At 58.8% G+C, this 22,393-nt stretch carries 14 protein-coding genes; 6 read left to right on the top strand and 8 right to left on the bottom strand.

Going from position 1 to position 22,393, the window contains the following annotated elements; translation table 11 throughout:
- Window positions 1-338: 338 nt before the first annotated feature.
- Together JNN07_03500 and JNN07_03495 are read right to left on the bottom strand one after the other, a co-directional pair.
- Window positions 339-1,709 (bottom strand): glutamine synthetase, encoded by a 1,371-nt coding sequence (locus tag JNN07_03500; protein MBL9166781.1) that lies wholly within the window; start codon window positions 1,707-1,709, stop codon window positions 339-341.
- A 15-nt stretch (window positions 1,710-1,724) separates the two neighbouring features.
- The gene (locus JNN07_03495; GenBank protein ID MBL9166780.1) at window positions 1,725-3,158 is read right to left on the bottom strand and encodes an aldehyde dehydrogenase; all 1,434 of its coding nucleotides are present in this window, start codon (window positions 3,156-3,158) and stop codon (window positions 1,725-1,727) included.
- A gap of 119 nt (window positions 3,159-3,277) precedes the next feature.
- On the opposite strand from JNN07_03495, the gene JNN07_03490 reads away from it, so the two are divergent.
- Complete coding sequence (locus JNN07_03490) at window positions 3,278-3,826, top strand: YaeQ family protein (protein MBL9166779.1); 549 nt, start codon at window positions 3,278-3,280, stop codon at window positions 3,824-3,826.
- Here JNN07_03490 and JNN07_03485 read toward each other — a convergent pair.
- Complete coding sequence (locus JNN07_03485) at window positions 3,823-4,023, bottom strand: zinc ribbon domain-containing protein (protein MBL9166778.1); 201 nt, start codon at window positions 4,021-4,023, stop codon at window positions 3,823-3,825. The two genes, JNN07_03490 and JNN07_03485, sit on opposite strands and share 4 nt — an antisense overlap.
- Window positions 4,024-4,044: 21 nt before the next feature.
- Window positions 4,045-4,887: an aspartyl/asparaginyl beta-hydroxylase domain-containing protein gene (locus JNN07_03480; GenBank protein MBL9166777.1), complete on the bottom strand. Its 843-nt coding sequence runs from the start codon at window positions 4,885-4,887 to the stop codon at window positions 4,045-4,047.
- A gap of 512 nt (window positions 4,888-5,399) precedes the next feature.
- Here JNN07_03480 and JNN07_03475 point away from each other — a divergent pair.
- From JNN07_03475 to JNN07_03465, 3 genes are all read left to right on the top strand, one after another.
- Window positions 5,400-9,023, top strand: coding sequence for a lamin tail domain-containing protein (locus tag JNN07_03475; GenBank protein ID MBL9166776.1), 3,624 nt, complete (start codon window positions 5,400-5,402; stop codon window positions 9,021-9,023).
- A gap of 183 nt (window positions 9,024-9,206) precedes the next feature.
- On the top strand, window positions 9,207-10,112 hold the full coding sequence (locus JNN07_03470; GenBank protein ID MBL9166775.1) for a PhnD/SsuA/transferrin family substrate-binding protein: 906 nt from the start codon (window positions 9,207-9,209) through the stop codon (window positions 10,110-10,112).
- 6 nt (window positions 10,113-10,118) lie between these two features.
- Window positions 10,119-13,022 (top strand): response regulator, encoded by a 2,904-nt coding sequence (locus JNN07_03465; GenBank protein MBL9166774.1) that lies wholly within the window; start codon window positions 10,119-10,121, stop codon window positions 13,020-13,022.
- Window positions 13,023-13,114: 92 nt separating this feature from the next.
- Here the strand turns inward: JNN07_03465 and JNN07_03460 are convergent, their stop codons facing one another.
- Window positions 13,115-13,846, bottom strand: a complete 732-nt coding sequence (locus tag JNN07_03460) for a glycosyltransferase family 2 protein (GenBank protein ID MBL9166773.1) — start codon at window positions 13,844-13,846, stop codon at window positions 13,115-13,117.
- On the bottom strand, window positions 13,843-14,778 hold the full coding sequence (locus JNN07_03455; GenBank protein ID MBL9166772.1) for an aldo/keto reductase: 936 nt from the start codon (window positions 14,776-14,778) through the stop codon (window positions 13,843-13,845). Before JNN07_03455 ends, JNN07_03460 begins: the two co-directional genes overlap by 4 nt.
- A 258-nt stretch (window positions 14,779-15,036) precedes the next feature.
- Here JNN07_03455 and JNN07_03450 point away from each other — a divergent pair, with 258 nt between their 5' ends.
- Both JNN07_03450 and JNN07_03445 read left to right on the top strand, forming a co-directional pair.
- Window positions 15,037-17,868, top strand: coding sequence for a DNA topoisomerase III (locus tag JNN07_03450; GenBank protein ID MBL9166771.1), 2,832 nt, complete (start codon window positions 15,037-15,039; stop codon window positions 17,866-17,868).
- A 111-nt stretch (window positions 17,869-17,979) separates the two neighbouring features.
- Complete coding sequence (locus tag JNN07_03445; GenBank protein MBL9166770.1) at window positions 17,980-18,897, top strand: tyrosine recombinase; 918 nt, start codon at window positions 17,980-17,982, stop codon at window positions 18,895-18,897.
- A 36-nt stretch (window positions 18,898-18,933) separates the two neighbouring features.
- Here the strand turns inward: JNN07_03445 and JNN07_03440 are convergent, their stop codons facing one another.
- Together JNN07_03440 and secD are read right to left on the bottom strand one after the other, a co-directional pair.
- Entirely contained in the window at window positions 18,934-19,872 is a 939-nt protein-coding gene (locus tag JNN07_03440) for a TerC family protein (protein ID MBL9166769.1), read from the bottom strand.
- A 15-nt stretch (window positions 19,873-19,887) separates the two neighbouring features.
- Window positions 19,888-22,389: a protein translocase subunit SecD gene (gene secD / locus JNN07_03435; GenBank protein ID MBL9166768.1), complete on the bottom strand. Its 2,502-nt coding sequence runs from the start codon at window positions 22,387-22,389 to the stop codon at window positions 19,888-19,890.
- Between the last annotated feature and the right edge of the window lie 4 nt (window positions 22,390-22,393).

Here is a 22,393-nt window from a genome sequence, read left to right as displayed (position 1 = left end):
GGGGTTGTGGATTCTATGGCGTTTTCCCCAGGGTAGCTCGTTCCTCCCAACCCTGGGCTTTGAGGCGCAATCCCGTTGGGATAGGGAGGAAGCCCTCCGAACTTGTGGGTAATGCTCAGGGCACGACACCGCTTTTCCTTCGCCCGAGTTTAGTCCCTCCAACGGTGGCGTTTACAATAGGCACACCAGCAGCCACTCCGCCACGCGCAGGAAAAGCGGAGACTTGTCTCCGCACTCCATGGCGCTTTGTTCCTTCGCCGGAGACTACACAGCTCTGGACACCGAAGCGAGGCCCGGTTCATGGAGAGCCTGTCGGACCTAGGCTCATTGCCACGCCCTCAAATTCGTTCGAAGTAGCGCTGCTTCTCCCAATCGGTGACGGCGTCGTTGAACGCTTGATTCTCCAATCGGGCGTGGTGAACGTAGAAGTCGACCACTCCGTCGCCGAAGGCGGAGCGCGCCAGCTTGCTCTCGTTGAGTGATTCGGCGGCTTCGCGGAGGCTGCTCGGAAGCCTCTTCAGATCCTTATCGATGTAGGCGTTGCCTGAGTAGGCTGGCCCGCAGTCCAGATTTTCTCGGACCCCTGCCATTCCGGCGGCGAGCATCGCAGCGAACGCCAGATAAGGGTTGGCATCGGCCCCGGGCATGCGGTTTTCGAGTCGGAACGAATTCTTTTGTCCGACGATCCGAAAGCCGCAGGTTCGGTTGTCATTCGACCAGGCCATTCGAGTGGGAGCCCAGCTGCCTGCTTGGTACCGCTTGTAGCTGTTGATGGTCGGCGCGTAGAACAGACAGAGTTCGGGGCTATACTTCATCAAGCCGCCGAGAAATTGACGGAAGAGCTTGGATCCGGGGATGTTTTCCTGAGCCGGTCCCGACTTAGGCAGGGGCGCCCAGAACACATTCTTGCCTTTGCTCCACAGGCTCATGTGGATGTGACACGAGTTGCCAGCTTCAGAGGGCGCAACCTTCGCCATGAAGGTTACCGCTTGACCATGCTGATCGGCGATTTCCTTAACCCCTTGCTTGAAGAGCACATGTTGGTCGGCGATGGGGAGCGGTTCCCCGTAAGTGAAGTTAATTTCATGCTGACCGCGGCTCCATTCGCCTTTGCTGCTTTCGACGGGGATTTCCGCCTCAGTCATCCCGTTGCGGATCGCGCGCATCAGCGGCTCGTCTCGCGTGGGTTGCATGACATGGTAGTCAATGCGGTAGTCGCTCGAGGGCTGCAGATTTCGGTAGCCGGCCTCAAAGGCGGAGTGGTAGGTCTGCTTGAAGAGGTAAAACTCCAGTTCGCTGGCGCAGAAGCAGGTGAAGCCCTGCTGGGCGAGGCGATCCAGTTGGGCGTGCAGCACGGAGCGTGGAGCCTCTGCCACCGGGCTGCCATCCTCCCTCTGGAAGTCGCAGAGAATGATGGCGGTGCCGGGTTGCCAGGGAACCCGGCGCAGCGTGGAGAGATCGGGCTTCATGGCGAAGTCGCCAAAGCCGGACTCCCAATTGGCCAGGGCGAAGCCTTCCAGCGGATCCATCTCCATGTTTACCGTGAGCAGATAATTGCATCCGTGGGTTCCGTGTCCCACGACCTCTTTGAGGAAGAAATCAGCGCGGAATCGTTTTCCTACCAGCCGGCCGAAGGGGTCGGGAGCGGCAACGATGACGGTATCGATGGATTTATTTCGGACGCACTGGGCCAGTTCGCTGAGCTTCATATTCTCGGGGGATGCTTAGTCGGCAATGTAAATATTCTTCAACTCGGTGTAACCATCCATCGCTCCCATGCCGAGATCGCGGCCGATGCCACTGGTCTTGAAGCCGCCAAAGGGCGCTTCAACGTGGACACTGCTATGGGTGTTGACACTGAGAACTCCGCTTTGCACGAGCCGACTTACTCGAATGGCCCGGCGGAGATCGTTCGTCCAGATCGATCCGCTCAATCCATAGGGCGAGGCATTGACTTCCCTGATCATTTCGGCCTCTTGGGTGAAGGGGACGATAGCAACGACTGGGCCGAAGATTTCTTCTTTCCAGCAGCGGTCCTGTCGGCCGGGGTTGAGGAGGACAGCTGGGTTGAGGTAGTAGCCTGGCCCGCTGGGGCGATCGCCGCCGCAGGCGAAGCGCGTTCCCTGGGATCGGGCATCGTTGAGGAACTGCTCGACGGTGGTCCGCTGATCGGCCGAGACCAGGGGGCCGAGTTGGGTATCGGGGAGGGATGGGTCGCCGACTTTCAATTGGCGGGTGGCAGCGACGAAGATCTCCACGAACTCGTCATGGATCGACTGCTCCACAAACAGGCGGCTGCGGGCGCAGCAATCCTGCCCGGTGTTGGCGAACACGCTCAAGGGGGAGGCTTCGGCGGCCTTTCTCCAATCGCTGTCGGCGAACACGATATTGGGCGACTTGCCCCCCAGTTCCAGCGAGATGCGTTTCAGATCACGCGAGCAAAGCTCCATGATTCGGCGTCCCACTTCGGTGGAGCCGGTGAAGGAGACTTTGCGCACCAGCGGGTGGGTGACCAGGGCATCACCGATGGTCGATCCGCTTCCTGGAATCACCTGAAGCACTCCGGGCGGGAGCCCTGCGGAATGGGCGAGTTCACCGAGCAGCAGGGCGGTGAGCGGAGATATGGAAGCCGGCTTGAGAATCACGCAATTGCCGGCGGCGAGCGCCGGGGCTACCTTCCAGCAGGCGATGGGGAACGGAAAATTCCAGGGCACGATCGCGGCCACCACTCCCATGGATTGCTTCAAGGTGAAGTCGAGACCGCCACGAGAGACGGGGATGGTCTGGCCGAAGAACTTGGTGACGGCCCCGGCATAGTATTCGAACACACGCGCTCCCAGGCCGGCTTCATCGCGAGCATCGGAGATCGGTTTCCCGATTTGGAGCATCTCCAGTTGAGCGATGTGCTCGAGGTTCTCTCGCAGCACTCGGGCGACGTTGAAGAGGATCTCGGTACGCTTCCCGGGCGCCAGATCCCGCCATCCCGATTCCCAAGCGGTCTGCGCGCTCTGGATGGCTTTCTCCAGATCCGCTGGATCGGCCGAGGCAACCTCGGCGAACGGCTGCCCGGTGGCCGGATTGATCAGGCGAGCGGGACGGTTCGATTGAGCTGGGTGCCAAGCACCGTCGATAAAGGGTCGGTTTGGTGTCGTTTGCATCGTTACAAGGCGCCTACGCTATCCATCTCGGCGAAAGATTCCAGCTGGAAGAGGGGACTCGAGGGATTTCGAGTTCCCTCCGGCAGAGTCCTGAGCTATGCATAGGATCGGTTTGTGGCATGAGCACTAAGTTTATTTTCGATTTAAAGAGCGAAGACCGCCGACGTGATCTGCCTCGGAAGCTCATCATCGGTCTCAAAGAAAACGAGAGCATCCGTCACGTCGTGCTGAAGTTGCTCGGCTTCGTTTTGTTTTATCGGGACCGACTCGAGATCGAGGGGGATGTGATGAACGATAACATCCCGTTCGAACCGGACCTGGTGCAGCTAGACTACACCCTGCAGCCGGTCCTTTGGGTGGAATGTGGGGAATGTGGGGTGAGTAAGCTGAACAAGCTCGCGGTGAAGGTTCCGGAGGCCGAGATCTGGGTGCTCAAGGCTGGAACCGCGGAAGCACGTCACTTGCTGGCTGTCATAGAGAAGGAGGAATTGCGCCGGGACCGCTACCAGATCCTCGGTTTCGAGTCGGAAATGATCCAGGAGCTCTGCCATTTGGTGAAGCCCCGCAACGAATTAGTGTGGGTCGTGGGTGATTTCGACCCGCCGGCCCTGCAGTTTGACTTCAACGGTCTCTGGTTCGACTCGTCCTTCTTGCTGCTGAAACACTAACGCTTCTTGGTCTTCATCGACAGGATGCTCGCCCCGTGGGTCACGATGCCGCTTCCTCCGGTGATGACGCGTCGGACCGGTTCGCCGGTCTTGGGGTCCTTGGTCAGGGCCGCTTCGCTCATGCGTTGCTCCACTTCGAATCGGCGCGGTTTTTTTCGAGGATTCTCCGGGATGGTTTCGTAAATGTAAGTGGCCATGGGGGGTGAGTTGAGACGGGTTTAAGACGGTTTGGCCGGTGATTTGGCATCCCGGTAAAACTTCTTCTCCCAGGTCTTCTGTTTGGTTCCGGCTTCTCGGAGGAAGGGCGCCAGGGAAGCCATATTCAGGAAGGCCTCATTAATCCCTTGGAACGGTTGCTTCAACGGCCGCGCAAAATCGACAAATAGCACCACCCGGTAGCCATCCGTATCGTTCCACACCTCATGATTGAAGGTGTCGTCGAAGATGAGTGATTTGCCTTCACTCCAGTGGTGAATGTCGTTGCCGATCCGGATGCGCACCCTTTCGCGCGGTTCGGGCACCATGAGTCCGAGGTGGAAGCGGAGGATTCCATTGAAAGCTCCCCGGTGCGCGGGGATATGCTTGTGCGGGGCTAGAATGGAAAAAAAGGCCGTTTTCATCCCCGGAATCTTCCCGAGTAGTCGCATGGTCTCCGGGCACCTTTTCGCGTTTTCCCGACAATCCATCCCGATGCCAGCCAGGAAGTAGGTCTTCCACTGGTCGTCGGTGGTGATCATATGCACTTCCTTCAGGATTTCGTGAAAACTGGGCATCTGGTCCTTAAACTTCATGACCTGATCCAGTTCGGCGCGAATCAATTTCCATTCGCTCTCGACCTCTTTCGCCCATCCGAAGGTGCTGGAGTCATACACCGGGGGGTCTCCGTAAACCGAAACTCCGGCCACGCGACGTTCGAGCCAGTCCTGAACGGCCAATCCGGTCTTCTGCAGAAAGCTTCGTGGTTTTTGAATGCGAATCGTACGGTCACAGAGATTCATCCCGACCAGCGCGGGGTTCTTCGACTTCTCAAAGCTGCCTGAGGTGGATGGTATGGTTTGCATGGTCTCGCCAAATCCCCGTCACATTACCGAAAACTCTTTCGTTTGAGAACCCCCTTTTCACATCTCCTTTTGCCTCGGCGGCAAAGACTTCCAGCCAACCGGCCAAATTCTCCCTCCGGAGCTGGCTGCCCCGTCATTTATTCCCCGGCTCTTTCGTCCTCCTCCGTTTGAACGATCGGGGTGTGGGGGCGCCCTCGGAGTGTCCGACTAGTGTTACATCAATATTACAAGGAGGTTAACCTTTCTTGTCGTGGACCCGGTCCGTCCCGGTGACGGGTTGGCTCGGGGGTTGCTAACTTGCCTGTCGTTGTCATGACAAAATGAGCGAATGCCTGAGGTAGTGGGCATCGGAAACGCGGGTGGGCGGGAGGGGGTAGCCCCTTCTACTCCACGACGGAGTGAGCTCTTGTGCTTGGGTCCCTTCGGATCTCACGAGCGATTCAAAACTCCGCAAACCGGCGAGAAGGTCGGGTGACCGGCCTGCTCCCTCCTCCTCTACAAATGGACAAACTATGCGCGAGATACTGAAGAAGCTGATGGCTTGCGGTGTGGTGATGGTGCTGAGTTCGACTCATTATCCTACCGTCGTGGCTGCGCCGAGCGTGGTGTTGAACGAAGTGCTGGCCTATTCCGCCGCGCCGACCATTTCGGCGCTGACCAACATTCTTGACTGGGTGGAGTTGCGCAATATCAGCGACCAAGATGTCGAGCTTGCGGGTTTGAGCTTGAGCGACGACGAAACGAACCCGCAGCGGTGGGTGTTTCCCCCCGGAGCTCGGATCAAGGCCCAGGGTTTCCTGGTAGTCCTGTGTTCCGATGATTTTCCTCCTTCCGTTCGGCTCGACGGCCCCTTTCTGAACACCGGCTTTGGATTGGCCTCCAGTGGGGAAACTCTCGTGCTGTATGATCGTCCCCAGGATGGAGGGGAGGCGGTCGATACCTTGAAGTTCGGGCTGCAGGCGATGGATTGTTCGGTGGGACGTTTCCCGGACGGGACCGGTGCGTGGACTCTGACGCCTCCCACCGCCGGTGGCGCCAATCGGGGCATGCGGCTAGGCGACCCGCAGCGACTTCGGATTAACGAGTGGATGTCGAATCCGGTGTCCGGCGATGACTATTTCGAGCTGTTCAATCCGGATGCATTCCCCGTCTCGTTGGAGGGTCTGTTCCTGACGGATGACTTCAAGAAGCGGGATAAATCTCCGATTGCCGCGCTGTCGTTCCTGGGGAGTGGAGACGGTGCCTATCGAGTATTCCATGCCGACAAGCTCGTGGAAAAGGGCGCTGATCATGTGAGCTTTGCGCTGAGCGACGAAGGGGAGCAGCTTGGATTGTTCGATGGGTTTGGATTTCCCATCGACGGGTTCCGGTTTGAGTCCCAGGAGCCGGGGATTGCACACGGTCGCTTTCCTGATGGTGCTACCAACATAGTGAACTTCGGCATGAACTCGTCGCCTGATCAGCCGAACATGCTTCCGTTGCCCCAGTTGGTGATCAACGAAGTTTTGAGCCATGCGGATGAACCGCTGGAAGACTCGATCGAGGTGCTCAATCTGTCCTCTGAGTCGATGGATTTGAGCGGCTGGTTCATGAGCGACAATCTCAGTCGACCGCGGAAGTTCAAAGTTCCTTATGGAACCGTGATCGAGCCGGGGAAGTTCGTGACCTTCTACAAGAACCTATTGCAGCCGGTTCCGGGAGTCCTGCCCGGGTTTTCCTTCAACTCTGCTCATGGGGATGAGTTTCATCTGTTCGCCGCGGATGGTGAGGGTCGATTGACCGGTTTGCGCGCGACTGTCACCTTCGGGCCAGCACCCAATGGGATCCCTTTTGGCCGATTCCTTACCAGCCAAGGACCTGAATTCATCACTCTGACGCACGTGACGTTTGGCACCGGAATCGTGGCCACCAATGCTCCCGAGCTGTTGCCCGAGTTTCGCCGGGGTCAAGGGGCGCCCAACGCCAGCCCGGTCATGGGGCCGCTCGTTCTCACCGAGATCATGTATCACCCCAGCGATCTTTCGCCAGAGGACCGGCCTTTGCGCGAGTTCATCGAGATTCAGAGCATCAGCAATCGGGAAGAGCTGTTATATGATCCTCTCGCAACGACGAATTGCTGGCAGCTGCGCGGTGCGGTCTCCTTTACCTTTCCCTTCGGAGTGGTTGTTCGGCCTGGCGAGCGGCTGTTGGTCGTGGGGTTCGATCCGCTGGCCGAACCTGAGCTGGCTGCCGACTTCCGCAATTACTATGAAGTTGCGGCTGAGGTGCCCCTGTTCGGCCCTTTCGATGGCCAGTTGAGCAACGGAGGGGGAGAGGCACTGGAGCTGCATCGGCCCGATATTCCTCAGTTCTGGTTCGATCCTGACTTTGGGTACATCCCCTATATCTTGGTCGACCGTATCGGCTATGGAGACCGCGCTCCTTGGCCGGCTGCCGCCGACGGGACCGGATACTCCCTTCAGCGCACGGATCTCTCGGTGTATGGCAACGATCCAGTGCTCTGGCAGGCCGCCGCTCCTACAGCAGGCACGGGCAATTTGCCAGCCGGTGGGCCTGTTCCCGTTGTCCTGGGAAGTTTGGATCCCATCGAGGCGGAGCCCGGCATGAATGTGGAGCTGGCAGCTCCTATCGCTGAGGCGACGGCCTTTCAATGGTATTGGAATGGGGTCAAGATCGCGGGTGCAACCTCCTCCTTGTTAGCGCTGCCCGACTTCTCCGTGGCAATGACCGGGAGCTATTCGGTTTTGGCGTCGACGGACTTCGGATCTGTTTCGTTGAACGTGGAGGTTGGCGTTCGAATGGCGCCCTTGATCACGACTCAGCCCCGCCGGCAGACCCTGAGTCTGGACGACCAAGCGGTCTTTTTTGCCACAGCACGCGGCACCCCGCCGTTTTCCTACCAGTGGCTGCGGGATGCCTCGCCGATGGAGGGGGAGACCAATGCGGTGCTTCGGTTGCCTGGACGCGCGGAAAATCAGGGCGTCTATTCCGTGGTTATTTCCAATCGAGTCGGCGCGGTGACCAGCGAGGGGGCCGCATTGGAACTCTCGTTGCGCCCTGGAATTGTGACGGCTCCGGTGACGGCTGCGGCCTTTTTCGGACAGTCAGCCCAATTTGAGGTTAAGGCCTCGGGCGCTCCTCCGTTGGGCTATCAATGGTATCGGAACACTCTGCCGATCCAGGGGGCTGAGCAGTCCGTGTTAAGGCTTACCGACATCAAGCCCCAGGATGGGGCGCTCTATTCAGTGGTGATCACCAATGCGCACGGTGCGGTGCGAAGCGCGGCGGTTCCCTTGCTGGTTTCAGAGCTTCCGATGATCAGTATTACTGCGGATCGCAAGGACGTCTCGGAATCGGATACCGAGATGGTGTTCACCCTGACCCGCACAGGCAGCCTGTCCATTCCGTCCTCGGTAGGTTTTGGTCTCGCTGGTTCGGCGCTTTGGGGGGTGGACCACGCCCCTTTGGCAGCCGGGTTAAGGATTACCGCGGGGACTACGGTCACGAACATTTCCGTTCGTCTCCTGAACAACAGCCGACGAGATGGGGATCGGACGTTTACCATCGTGTTGACCAACCGCTACTACGACCACGCTTTCACGTCCGCCTCGAATGCGACGGTCGTCATCCATGATGATGAGGTAGGAACAGGGTTCGTGGTGGAGCAGCCGCTTCCGCTGAGGCTGGTTGTGGATCCCGGAGGCGACGCTGCGTTTACTGCGCAGGTCCCTCAGTCTGATGCGTCGGGAGCCCAGCTGAAGTATCAATGGCAGTTCAATGGAATAGATCTTCCCGGGCAGAAGGGTTCTCGTCTGGCGCTGACAGCGGTGACTTCTGCGGGCGCGGGAGACTATCGGGTTCGGGTGACGGATGGGGAGATTTCCTGCATCAGCCCGGCTTCTGCGCTCTTGGTGAGGCCTAAGCTGCTGGCCCTCAAAATTCGACCGGGTGAGCCGGCGGAGGTCGACGTGTCCTTTCAGGGCTCCCCCCGCGGGGTTTATCAAATCGAAACCAGCACCAACTTTGTGCACTGGATCCCCATCGCGGTGGTGACCAACCAACTTCTGGTCTCGACGGTCGTGCATCGCGGGGCGCCCCTTCCGCACTGCTTTTATCGGGTTGAGCAGCTCCCCTGACAACCCCTGTCCAGGCTCGGTCGTCTCGCTTCCCGGGCGGCGAGGGGACGGTAGATCGCGCTTAAGGGATTCCGCGGGACGACGATTCTGCATAGGGAAACCGCATGCCCGCAGCGGCCAACGCCGGGTGTGATGTCTGGGTTTCACCATGCGTAGTCTACCATCCATCAAATGCGAAATGACATGAGTGCAACAACCACGATTCTTGATCGGGGAGCGAAGCGGCCTGGGAGAATGGGTATCCGGTCCTGGAGCTTACCATTCCTGGCGATCGCCATCCTTTTGGTGCCTGCGGCCAGGGCTGATGTCAGTTTGACTTTCGGTCTGTACACCTCGAAAAAGCCAACGGAAATGGTCCGGCTGTACCGGCCCCTCCTGAATCTGCTCGAGCAGAATCTTTCCAGCGAGCTGAAGGAGCCCGTCGAGATCCACCTCCAGGTGGCCAAAACCTACGAGGAAGGGATCAAAGCCTTGGTTGAGGGAACTTTCGACTTTTCGCAGGTCGGTCCGGTGTCTTATGTGCAGGCCAAGGAGAAGAGTGCGAATTTGGAGATCCTCGCCATCGAGGGCACCAAGGGACTCAAGGTGGTGAATGGAGTGATCTGTGTCCTCAGCAACGGCCCAGTTTTGAAAGTGGAAGACCTGAAGGGGAAGCGGTTTGCGTTTGGTGATCAGTTCTCCACGACGGGCAGATACAATTCGCAACTCTATCTGGTTGAGCACGGAATTCGTGCCACCGATCTGGGGGGATTTGAGTATCTGGACCGGCACGATCGAGTGGGAGCCGCGGTGGCTGCCGGGGATTTCGACGCCGGTGCGCTGAATGAGCGTACCTTCCGTAAATTGGTCGATGGTGGGGCCTCCTTGCGAGCGCTCGCCTATTTCCCCATCGATGGCCGGCCGTGGGTGGCGAGGGATGGTTTGCCGACGCGGTTGCGCACGGCGTTGCAGGCTGCGCTGTTGGAGGTCAAGGATCCCAAGGTGCTGGCACCCATCGGCGAGGAGGGGCTGGTTTTTCTGTCGGGAACCGACGCCGACTTTGATTCAACCCGGAAGGCGGTTCGAGAGAATCACCGCTTTGGTCCTTAAACCCAGGTGTCCAAACCTTCGCCATCACCGGCCCCGCACGGCAGGAACTGGCCGCTCTGGCAGCAGATCGGCTTGGCCTTGGCTTTGGCCACTCTGCTGGTGAGCGTGTTGACGGGCGAGATGGTGCGACACTTCGAAAAGCGCTACCTGGACAACGATCTCGTTCTTCAGACCCAGCGAGTTTTCTCGACCCTCTCGGCGGCCTCGATGGATGCCGTGATCGCGCGTGATCGCGAGGTGCTCAAGGGGGTGATTGAGACGATTGTCACCCATGATGCTGACATCGTCTCGTTCGCCATTGCGGATTCTCGGGGTCGAGAGCTGGTGAGTTGGAGTCGCAGCATTACCAACGCCGAGATTCGGTCCTTCTCGGACCAACTCGTTCATGAGGGCGAGAAATTCGGCAACATGACGGTGCAATGGGACATCGCCCGCCGCCAGCAGCCGATCGACTCGCATGTGCTGCGCATGCGACTGCTGGTGTTTCTCAGTCTGTTGATTCTCTCCGTCGTGATCTTGGCGTCGCTGGACATCTTCATCTTGCGTCCGATCCGTCGCCTGAGTCGACGGCTGATCGATCGCCAGGAGGAAGGACTGCAGGAGCAATCTTCGAGGTTTGCGGCCCGGGAGATTGTCAGCCTTCACAAGGTTCTGAGCGAGCGGCTGCAGACCGAGGAGGCGCTGGAGTTCACCCGCTTTTATATCGACAATGCAGGGGATCCGACCTTCTGGATCACTCGGGATGGGAGTTTCTTCTATGCGAACGAGGGGGCGCTGAAGTTGTTGGGCTGCACCCGAGATCGCTTGCCGGCGCTGCGGGTGACGCGAGTTTTCCCAGCCTTCGACCAGGACTCCTGGAAAGACTTCTGGGCCGGGCTGCCTGGCGCGGACACATTCACCTTGGATTGTCGCTGCCGGCGCTCCGACGGTACCGAGTTTCCTGCCAACACGACCATCAACTACTTGGAATACCAGGGGCAGGCCTACTGTTGCGCGTTTGTTCGGGATGTGACCGAGCGTCGGCTGGCGGAGGAGGCCTTGAGACGGGCACATGATGAGCTGGATGTTCGTGTGCAGGAGCGTACCCGCGAATTGCAGTTGGAGATTACGGAGCGCAAGGCCGCCCAAAGAGTCTCGCAAATGGCGCGCGAGGCAGCGGAGGCCGCCAATGCCGCCAAGAGCGACTTCCTGGCGACCATGAGCCATGAGATTCGCACTCCGATGAACGCGGTGCTGGGCTTTGCGAATATCCTCCTGAGCACTCGGTTGGATGAGGAGCAGCTGGACTTCGTTCAGACGATTCGGAGTTCCGGCGAAAGCCTGCTTGCCCTGATCAACGACATCTTGGATTTCTCCAAGATCGAGGCCGGCCATCTCCAGCTGGAGCGTATCCCGATCGATTTTGGACAGATCGTCGAGGAGGTCTGCTCCCTTCTTTCGGCCAAGTCTGAGGAGAAGCGAATTGAGCTCGCGCTCTATTGCGATCCGGCGCTGCCTCGGGAGTGCCTGGGCGATCCGATGCGCGTGCGTCAGATTTTGCTTAACCTGATCGGCAACGCGCTCAAGTTCACGGAGCAGGGGCATGTGTTCGTCGAGGTGAGTTTCTTGAGGGTGCCAACAGCGGAGTCTCGGGAGGCCTATTCCGTGAAGTTCAGCATCTCGGACACGGGCATCGGGATTGATCCCGCCAAGCAGCGATTGCTCTTCCGCAAGTTCCAACAGATGGACTCCTCCACCACCCGCAAGTTTGGAGGAACTGGCCTGGGGCTGGCGATCTGCCGCTTACTCGTTGAATGCATGGGGGGGACGATCGAAGTGGAAAGTGAGGTTGGGAAAGGCTCCACCTTCTCCGTGACTCTCCCGGTTGACAGCCCGCGACTCGATCTGCTGAGGGTTTCCGAGCCTTCGGTCGGGCCTGGTCGCAAGCGAATTTTGATTTTGGACCGCGCCTTGATCAATCGCAAGGTGCTCCACCGGCAGTTCGTACGCTGGGGCATCGAGTGTGAGTGCGTGGATCGTTTCAGCGATGCGTTGTCCACTCTGCGCACGGCTCAGGCATTTGGGGATCCGTTTGATGTTGTCTTCGTGGAAATGACCCTTGGGGAGCGGGATGGCATGCAGTTTGCCCAGGAGGTGCGACGGGAGGGTAGCATCAGTGGCACGGGGTTGATTCTTTTGGTCACCGGCAACCAGCGCGGCGATACCTCGGTCTTCTCCAGCCGGGGGTTTGCCGGTTCCCTGTTAAAGCCGTTAGTCCGCCAACAGGCGTTGGTGGAGGCGTTGCGCAAGGGGCTGGAGCAGCGAAGTCGTTTGCTCGCCGAGGTGGCGGATAGGTCGCCGAGTCAGCCGCAGATCCCGGCTGCGCCTGCGCGGACGGAGCCTCTCCTGCCGGCTTCCGACCTGGTCCGGCCGGTCACCCCGACATCGGAAGCTCAGTCCTCGGCGGCTCCTCCCGCTGACGTCAGTGGCACGAGGTCTTCCAAGTTGGAGCGACTGGATGCTAAAATCCTACTCGTTGAGGACAACGACGTGAACCTCAAGCTCGCTCGGCGTTTGTTGGAGAAAATGGGCTGTCGTATCGTCGCCGCCGTCAACGGCAAGGAGGCGGTTGACCATGCTCAGATCGAGGTGTTTGATTTAGTTCTCATGGATTGCCAAATGCCTGAGATGGATGGATTCGAGGCGACTCGCGAGCTTCGCCGGCTCGAGTCCCAGGGTTTTCTTCCGGCGTCGGACCAGGGCCGGCTGCCGATCGTGGCGCTCACTGCGAATGCCGTTCAAGGGGATCGCGACCGATGTTTGGAAGCGGGCATGGATGACTACGTGACCAAACCGGTAAGCGCGGAGGAGTTACACGCAGCCGTTCGGAAATGGATTCGTCCCAGCCGTTCGCGATTTACCTCTTACTAGCAGGCCGTCGGACTTAGAATGTCGTTCTGCGGGGTGCCCACCCGAGCTCCACAGCCGGACTTACGTCCGGTCGGGACAAGTCCGACAGGCTGCTAGAGGCGGTCCAATCGCGGCTGTGGAGCCAGTCTTCTTCGTTGATACCAGCGGATAGCGAAGAGGTCCACGATTCCGCGGCCCAGCCGGTTCCAGACTCCGTATTTGGAAACGCCTGCTACTCGGGGGCGATGATTGACTGGAACCTCGAGGGTCTTGAATCCCCCTCCATGCACCAGGACAGGCAGAAAGCGGTGCAGCCCGTTGAACCCGAAGATGCCTTCCAGCACCTCCCTCTTGAAGACTCTCATCGCGCAGCCCGTGTCGGCAAAATCGACGCCCAACACCGTTCGCCTCGCAGCCCGTGCAATTCGGGAGGAGACCCGTCGCAGCCATCCATCCTCCCGTTTGGCCCGGCGTCCCGATACGAAGTCTACCTTGGACAACTCTTCCAACATCGTCAGGAAGTCGGCCGGATCGTTCTGGCGATCGCCATCCATGGTGGCTAGCAAAGGGCTCCTGGATTCGCGGATGCCCGTCCAAAGTGCCGCGCTCTGTCCTGCGTTGCGGGCATGACGGAGGCCTCGGATTCGGGAGTCCATCTTTTGCGCTTCGGCGATTTGGTTCCAGGTGGAGTCCGTGCTGGCATCATCTACGAACACCAATACGAACGGCGTGGGTTGCTTGGCGAGCACCATTAAGATCTCGGTGGCCAGGGGGACAACGTTATCGGCCTCATTGAAAACGGGGACGATCACCGAGAGGTCGGCTTGTAAGGCTTCAGGCTTCACGAGTTCTTTTCCGACCCACCTTCCCAGGGGCGGTTCAAGATGGGTTTCAGCAACGATTGCACCTCGGCCAGCAAATCTTCCTCGACGGGATCGTTCACCCACTTGGCCGCGTTCTTCAGATTTTTGGGGCTCGAGGTGCCCACCAGCGTGGTTGAGATGTCGCGGTTGGAGACCGAAAACTGGAGTGCGAGCTTGGCGAGATCTCGCTTTCGCCGGGTGCAGTGCGCTACCGCCAGCGCACAGATATCCCGGTAGTTGGCCGGAGCGGGGTGCCAAGCCGGCGGGCCTTTTTGTGTCAGCAGGCCCATCGCGAACGGGGAGGCGTTGATCACCCCCACGTTCCGGTTTTTGAGATGAGTGAGGATGCGCACCAAAGTTGTGTCGGTCAGGCAGTAGTGGCAGTAGGATAGGACGGTGTCCACGGTCTTGAGGTCGGCCAGTTTTCGAAGCAGGGGCAAGGGGAATCCCGTCACCCCGATATGGCGGACCTTGCCGGTGGTCTTGAGTTTCTCGAGTGCGGGGATCGTCTCCTCGACCAGCTGGGACCAGGGCGCGAATTCAACGTCATGGCACTGGATCAGATCAATGTGTGAAAGTTTCAGGCGCCGCAGACTCTCATCCACGCTCTGAACGACCCGAGTGGCCGAGAAGTCGAAATCTTCCACGGACGACCCATAACGACCCACCTTGGTGGCCAGGAGGAAGCGTTCCCGCGGCACTTCCTTCAGTGCCTTGCCGAGGATGGCCTCCGCGCGGGTGGAACCGTAGAATGGAGCCACATCAATGAAGTTGATGCCAAGATCGACCGCCGTGTGGACGGTTTTGATCCCTTCCTTCTCGTCCACTTTCCCGAAGGCTCCTCCGAGAGGGGAGGCCCCCAGCCCCAGCGCCGAAACCTTCCACCCTGTTTTTCCAAGTTGGCGATATTTCATGAAATGCCGCTCATTAATTGCCTTGGAAATGGCTGCGGGCACAATAGAAAAGAATGAGACTCTTGAATGGACGGGGTGATTGGATTTGGCCTGTTGATGATCAGGTGGTTGTGTCTTCAATGGGAAGGGGAACCGGTTCGTGGTGGGTGGGCCAATTTAGCTCGTCTCCGAGTGAGGATTTCGGCTCTGCTCGCGATTCATTCCTAAAACAACCAGTTGCCAGATTGACTTTAACCGCCTAAAAGTCCGGCGTTTGTCATGGGCAAAGCTCTTATCATTGCAGAAAAACCCTCCGTGGCTGCCGACATCGCGAAGGCCATCGGGGGCTTCAAGAAGGAGTCTGACTACTTTGAGAGTGACCAATACGTCCTCTCATCAGCAGTCGGCCACCTGTTGGAGCTTTGTCCTCCGGAAGGCTCCGAGGTCAAGAAAGGCAAATGGAGCTTCGCCAACTTGCCATTCATCCCGCCGCGCTTCTCGCTCCGTCCCATTGAGCGGAGCGAATCTCGGTTAAAAGTTCTGGCTAAGCTTATCAAGCGCAAGGACATCGATGCCTTGATCAACGCTTGCGACGCCGGCCGGGAGGGTGAGTTAATCTTCCGTTACATCATCCAGTACACGGGGGCCAAGCAACCGATTCAGCGATTGTGGCTTCAATCCATGACTCCCGCGGCGATTCGCGACGGGTTTGGCCGGCTACGATCTGACGGGGAGATGGTGCCGCTCGCCGACGCTGCGGTATGCCGATCCGAGGCGGACTGGTTGGTGGGAATTAACGGTACGCGGGCAATGACCGCGTTTAACTCCAAGAGCGGGGGCTTTTACCTCACCACCGTCGGGCGGGTTCAGACCCCGACTCTTACGATCGTGGTGGAGCGTGAGGAGAAGATTAAGAAGTTTATCTCCAAGGACTACTGGGAGCTTCACGCGACCTTTGGTGCGGCGGCGGGGGAGTATGTCGGCCGGTGGTTTGACGAGGCTTTTGTTCGGGAAAAGACCAAGGAAAACGAGACCAGCGAGCTGCGTTCGGAGCGACTGTGGGATAAGAACAAAGCGGAGGCGATTCGCCTTAAGTGTTTAGGGCAGCCGGGCATTGTTACCGAGGAGAGCAAGCCGACGACGCAGATTTCCCCGGCTCTGTTCGATCTGACCACCCTCCAGCGTGAAGCCAACAGCAAGTTTGGTTTCTCTGCGAAGAACACCCTGGGCATTGCTCAGGCACTCTACGAAAAGCACAAGGTGTTGACCTACCCGAGAACTGATTCTCGAGCGCTGCCTGAAGATTACCTGCCCACGGTTCGGGAAACCCTGGGGGTCTTGCAGGATACGCCCTATGGCCCCTTTGCGGCCAAGATCTTGCAGCAGGACTGGGTTAAGCCCAACAAGCGCATCTTCAACAACGCCAAGATCTCGGACCATTTCGCCATCATTCCCACGCTGCAGACGCCGAAGAACTTGAGCGAGCCAGAGCAAAAGATCTACGAGCTGGTTACCAAGCGCTTTTTGGCGGTTTTCTATCCCGCTGCTGAATTTCTCATCACGACCCGCATCACACGGGTGCAAGGGGAGCCCTTCAAGAGCGAGGGCAAGGTATTGGTCAATCCAGGCTGGCTGGCAATTTACGGTCGCGAAGCAACGGAAGACGATACTCCGACCCTGATGCCGGTGGTGGCGGGCGAGCGGGTCGACACGCGGCAGCTGGACGTGGTGGCCCATCAAACCAAGCCCCCGGCTCGGTTCAGCGAAGCGACCTTGCTTTCGGCGATGGAGAACGCCGGCAAGTTGGTTGAGGATGAGGAGTTGCGGGAAGCGATGGCGGAAAAAGGTTTGGGGACTCCGGCCACGCGCGCCTCGGTGATCGAAGGGTTGATCAGCGAGCAGTATCTGCATCGGCAGGGCAAGGAGCTGGTCCCCTCTCCCAAGGCCTTTTCCTTGATCACTCTTCTCCGGGGATTGAAGGTGGATGAGCTTTGCTCGCCTGAATTGACGGGGGATTGGGAGCATCAGCTTCGCGAGATCCAGCGAGGGCAGCTCAAGCGCGCCGATTTCATGGAGAAGATTGCCGAGATGACTCGGTATATTGTCTTCAAAGCCAAGAAGTATGAGAGCGACACGGTCCCAGGGGATTTTGCGACGCTGAAGACACCGTGTCCGAAGTGCGGCTCGGTGATCAAAGAAAACTATAAGAAGTTCCAGTGCACGAACACTTCCTGCGATTTCTCGCTGTGGAAGACCGTCTCCGGTCGTCAGTTCGAGGTCTCGGAGGTCGAGGAGCTTATCTCCAAGAAAGTAGTAGGCCCCTTGCAAGGCTTTCGGAGCAAGCTGGGGCGCCCGTTTGCGGGGATGATTCGACTCAGCGCCGAGCTCAAGCCGGAGTTTGATTTTGGCCAGGATCGGGCTGACGCGGAGGGTGGGGTTGCCGAGGTTGACTTTACCGGCAAGGAGTCGTTGGGGTCCTGTCCGAAGTGCGGCGGGCGGGTTTTCGAGCACGTCATGAACTATGTGTGCGAGAAATCCGTCGGGCCGGCCAAGACCTGTGACTTCCGGGCTGCGATGATTATTCTTCAGCAGCCGATCGATCGAGCTCAGATGACCAAACTCTTGGCCACGGGCAAGACCGACCTGCTCACAAATTTTATTTCCAAGAAGAACAATCGTCCCTTCAAGGCCTTCATGGCCATTGGCAAGGATAAGAAGGTCAGCTTTGAGTTCCCTCCTCGGGAGAGTAAGGCGGGCAAGAAAGGGCCGTCCAAATCGGGTGAGGCGCAAGCACCCGCTCCGAAGCTGGACTTCACCGGCAAGACCTCGCTGGGCAAGTGTCCCGCTTGCGGAGGCCAGGTCTTCGAAGGGCCTGAGACGTACCTCTGTGAAAAGAGTCAGGCGGAGGTTAAACCCTGCAAATTCAAAGTGGGTAAGGTGATTCTGGAACAGCCCGTGGAACCGGCCCAGCTCAGCAAGCTTTTGACCGAACAGAAGACGGATCTGCTTCCCAAGTTTATCTCAACTAAAACGGGTCGACCATTCGCGGCATTTCTGGTGCTTCAGGGGAAGACCAAGGTTGGCTTTGAGTTCCCCGAAAGGGAGGAATAGGCGGTGTTTGGGTGTTGTGGAGAGTTCACCGACCTTGGCAGCTGGGGGGAGGGAGATGCTCCTCCGTCTGAGCTTCCGCAGGATACCGAGTCCCTCACTGACGGCCGTGTTTTGGCTTTTCTCCAGCATCTTGCCGCCGACCGAGGCGCGTCGGAATACACCCAACGAAACTATCGGCAGGCGTTGGCTGACTTTGCGGGATGGAGTCGTCAGGAGCGGTCTGGATATCCGGCTTGGCTTGAGCTGAAGCGAGACGATTTTCGGGCCTATCTGCGGGCGTTGGGACGCCGCGGACTGGGGCAGGCTGCCATTCGGCTGCGGTTCTCCGCACTGCGTGGGTTCTACCGGTTCATGGTGCGTCGAGGGTTGCTTGACTCTTCTCCCGTGAGGCTGGTGCAGCTACCCAAGTCCCCCAAACGGCTGCCACGTTTCCTCACGGTTCAGCAGATGCTCGACCTGCTACATGCCCCAGCCAAGGCTTGGGAGGCGATTCGAGAGAAGGCCGACGGCCGAACTCGCGAGACCGACTTTCTCCGCGACACCGCCATTCTGGAAACGATTTACTCCTGCGGGCTGCGAGTGAGCGAACTTGCGGGTTTACGCATGGAGGACATTGACTGGGGGGAGCAGGTAATTCGAGTTCGTGGCAAAGGGCGCAAGGAAAGACTGCTGCCGATCGGCAAGGCGGCCTTGGCTGCCATCCGGGGCTATCGGGATCGGCTTCCCGCTGCGGCTGCGCAGCAGCCGGCCACTTTTCTGGCTCACCCCGATCGCAGTGCTCCCATCTCAGCGCGGATGATCCAGCTGCGTTTGAAGCGGCACCTGCAGGCCGTTGGACTCGATCCGAGGCTCACGCCGCATAAGCTTCGACACAGCTACGCGACCCACTTGTTGGATCACGGGGCCGATCTCCGCAGCGTGCAGGAGTTGTTGGGGCACGCGCATCTAGCGACCACGCAGGTCTACACTCATGTGACCACTGATCGTTTGAAAAAGGCCTACGAGCGCGCTCACCCGCGAGCCAGATAGCAGGATCGCGATGGATGGGTGTGGGGGGCGTCGGGATCAGTGGTCGCGCTTGGGGCGGGCTGCCACAATCAAGGAGACCAGGATGGAGGAGAGGATGATTCCCGCCACGATGATTAGAGACCACAGCGTGGGGATCTCGAACCAGTGTTTGCCGACCATCTTGATTCCGATAAACACCAGCACGGCCGACAGGCCGACCTTCAGGTGGGTGAAGTATTGAATCGCTTCCGCCAGCGCGAAATACAGCGAGCGGAGGCCCAGGATGGCGAACACATTCGATGTGAAAATGATGAAGGCGTCCTGGGTGATGCCGAAGATGGCCGGCAGGCTGTCCAGGGCGAAGATCAGGTCAGTGGTCTCCACCATGATCAGAACGATGGCCAGCGGGGTTAGCGCCCGGCTGCCTCGGACCTGAGTGAAGAATTTCTGTCCGTCAAATTGATCGGCGACTGGGAACCACCGCCGTGCGAGTCGAATCACCGGGTTCTTTTCCGGGTGAACTCCTTCGTCGCTGCTGAAGATCATTTTGAGCCCGGTGAAGATGAGGAAGGCTCCCAGAATATAGAGAGTCCACTCAAAGCGTTCCACCATGGCAGCCCCGAGCCAAATCATCACGCCTCGCATGGCCAGGGCGCCCAGGATGCCCCAGAAGAGCACGCGATGCTGGTATTGGATGGGAACCTGGAAGTATCGGAAAATGACGGCGATCACGAAGACATTGTCCATGGAGAGGGACAGTTCGACGATGTAGCCGGTGGCGAAGAGCAAGGCCTTCTCCTTGGTCATCAGGGTGGCGATCAGGGCCGCGAAGCCCATCGCCAGGCAGAACCAAGCTCCGGTCCAGCCCAGGGCCTCCTTGAACTGCACGACCCGGGCGGCTCGGTGAAACACGCCCAGGTCGAGCGCCAGCAAAAAGAGGATGCAGGCGAGGAAGGTGGCCCAGTGCCACGACGTAATGACAAACTCAGCAAGCATCCGCCAGCAGGGACATCAGGCCTTGGCAGCCTCAGACTCCTGCGGCACCACCTGAACAGTTGTGGTTGGGGGGCGCTGACCCTTATGCCACCAGAGCACGATGGCGCTGGCGATGTAGATGCTGGAGTAGGTTCCGGTGATGATACCGACCAGGAATGTGAAGGCGAAGTCGTTGATCGCACCGCCCCCGAACAGATAGAGCACGATCGTCGCGATGAACACGGTGCCGGAGGTGATGATGGTTCGGCTGAGGGTTTCGTTCAGCGCTTGATTGATGAGCTGGGTGAAGCTCCCACGAACGCCCAGTTTCAGGTCTTCGCGGATTCGATCGAAGATGACGATGGTGTCGTTGATCGAGAAACCGATAATCGTGAGGACTGCGGCGATGAATGTGCTGTTGAACTCGCGGCCCGCCAAGCAGTAGATGCCAGTCGTCATGAGCACATCGTGCATCACCGCGACCACCGCGGCCACGGCGAACGAGACTTCGTAGCGGAAGGCCACGTAGACCAGGATCAAGAACAGTGAGGCGAAGACGGCGAGTAGGCCGGTCTTGAGGATTTCATCGCCCACGGTAGGCCCGACCTGCTCCATGGCAACCTGGGTAAACTTGGCGTCAGGGAAGCTGGTCTTGAGCGCTGCCGTCACGGCCTCGCCCGTGTTGAGCGGGGAAGTGATTCGCAGTGTGGCGGCCGACTCCTTGGCGCCGAGTTCTCCCTGGTATTGAGCCCGGGGATCCTTGATGCCTTTGGCTTCGAGTGCCTTCTGCACGTCCTCTTGCGGCACGCGCTGGCTGAATTGGAGCACCACGCTGTCGCCGCCCGCGAAATCGATGCCCATGCGCTTCTCTCCGAAGATCAGGCCACCCAGGATGATGGCCCAGGAGATGGTGAATGCAATTTTGGCGAACTTCATGAACTCGATCTTCGACCCGCGGATGATCTGAAGCATGGGCAGGGACTTGATCACGTTCTTGGCGACGAGGAAGTCGAAAATCAATCGTGTGACAACCAACGCGGTGAACATGCTGACGCAGATACCGATCGTCAGGGTCACGCCGAAGCCCTTGATGGGACCGGAGCCCAAGTAGATCAGGAGCACGGAAGCGATCAGGGTAGTGAGGTTAGAATCGAAGATGGTGCTGAAGGCCCGGTCATAACCGGCAGCGATGGCTCCCTTGAGCGACTTGCCCTTGGCCGATTCCTCCCGAATACGCTCGTAGATCAGCACGTTAGCGTCGACCGCCATGCCGATGGTCAACACGATGCCGGCGATGCCGGGCAGGGTCAGAACGGTTCCGACCGAGCACATGACCCCTAACAGGATGATGATGTTAACAATCAGGGCCACGTTGGCTACGACACCGGCTTTCAGATAGTAGACCAACATGAACGCGGCCACAGCGATGGTGCCCCAGATGGCGGAGCGGACACCGCTGTCAATGGTGGCTTGTCCCAAACTGGGGTCGACGGCTTTCTCTTCCAGCAGGGTTACCTTCGCTTCCAAGGGATTCTCGAGGGTGTTCGCGAGTTCGATCGCTTCCTTCAGCTCGAAGTCACCGGTGATCTGGCCGCGTCCGCCTTCGATCGGCCCCATGATGCGAGGGGCTGAAGACAGCTCGCCGTCCAGCACGATGGCCAGCTGGTAGTAGCGTCCACCTTGCGGGCTGTATTTCCGGGTAATCCTTCCAAACTTCTCTGCGCCCTCGGAGTTGAACTCGAAATGAATTTGAGGCTGGGACGTGACGGGATCGCGGTAGACGCCGGCACTCTTGACATAAGCGCCGGTCAACCCCTCCTCGGCCTGCTTCTTGACCAAGTGGTAGCTGATCATTTTGGAACCGTCCTCGGCCCGGTGGGAGGTGCCGAGCTTTTCGTATCCGGGGGCGCCTAGTCCCTGAGCGAGCAATTGATCGCTGTTCTCATGAACGATTCGAAATTCCAGGAACGCCGACTTCTCGATCTGGCGGCGAGCGCTGAGCCGGTCGTCTTCGGAGAGCCCGGGCAGCTGGATCAGAATTCGGTCCTCGCCGGACGGCTGGATCTGGGGCTCAGCCACGCCGAACTTGTCTACCCGACGGCGGAGCACTTCGACTGCCTGGGACAGCACTTGTTCGCGAACCTGATTGGTGGAAAGGTCGTTGGTGTTCATCCCAATCAGGAATGAGGTGCCGCCTTGCAGATCCAACCCCAGCTTGATCTTGCCGGCTGCTTCTCGCTGGAGCCGGTTGAGCACATAGCTGTTGGGATTCTTCTGCCCAGCCACGTTGAAGCCAAAATATCGGCTGATATCATTGGTGGCTACCGCATCGAACAGATTGCCATAGGTGCGCGCTGGATTGATTTTCTCCAGTTCGCGAGCCCGGGTCAGTATGTTCGTCAGGGCGGCATCGCGATTGCGGGCTCGCTCGTCGAAGTGAGTGATGATGTTCTTACCGGTCGGCGGGTAGACCTCGTAAAAGGACCATCCCAACACAAAAAGAACGAACAGGAATTTCCAAAAATGATTGCGAGTCATGGAC

Source organism: Verrucomicrobiales bacterium (assembly GCA_016793885.1).
GTDB lineage: Bacteria > Verrucomicrobiota > Verrucomicrobiia > Limisphaerales > UBA11320 > UBA11320.
Note: the sequence above shows the minus strand (reverse complement) of the source record. Positions and strands in the feature narration are given on the sequence as shown.

Bases quoted from the DNA above. Each gene is read 5' to 3' on its own strand.
- JNN07_03500 (MBL9166781.1), bottom strand. From the start codon at position 1,709: ATGAAGCTCAGCGAACTGGCCCAGTGCGTCCGAAATAAATCCATCGAT.
- JNN07_03495 (MBL9166780.1), bottom strand. From the start codon at position 3,158: ATGCAAACGACACCAAACCGACCCTTTATCGACGGTGCTTGGCACCCA.
- JNN07_03490 (MBL9166779.1), top strand. From the start codon at position 3,278: ATGAGCACTAAGTTTATTTTCGATTTAAAGAGCGAAGACCGCCGACGT.
- JNN07_03485 (MBL9166778.1), bottom strand. From the start codon at position 4,023: ATGGCCACTTACATTTACGAAACCATCCCGGAGAATCCTCGAAAAAAA.
- JNN07_03480 (MBL9166777.1), bottom strand. From the start codon at position 4,887: ATGCAAACCATACCATCCACCTCAGGCAGCTTTGAGAAGTCGAAGAAC.
- JNN07_03475 (MBL9166776.1), top strand. From the start codon at position 5,400: ATGCGCGAGATACTGAAGAAGCTGATGGCTTGCGGTGTGGTGATGGTG.
- JNN07_03470 (MBL9166775.1), top strand. From the start codon at position 9,207: ATGAGTGCAACAACCACGATTCTTGATCGGGGAGCGAAGCGGCCTGGG.
- JNN07_03455 (MBL9166772.1), bottom strand. From the start codon at position 14,778: ATGAAATATCGCCAACTTGGAAAAACAGGGTGGAAGGTTTCGGCGCTG.
- JNN07_03450 (MBL9166771.1), top strand. From the start codon at position 15,037: ATGGGCAAAGCTCTTATCATTGCAGAAAAACCCTCCGTGGCTGCCGAC.
- JNN07_03440 (MBL9166769.1), bottom strand. From the start codon at position 19,872: ATGCTTGCTGAGTTTGTCATTACGTCGTGGCACTGGGCCACCTTCCTC.
- secD (MBL9166768.1), bottom strand. From the start codon at position 22,389: ATGACTCGCAATCATTTTTGGAAATTCCTGTTCGTTCTTTTTGTGTTG.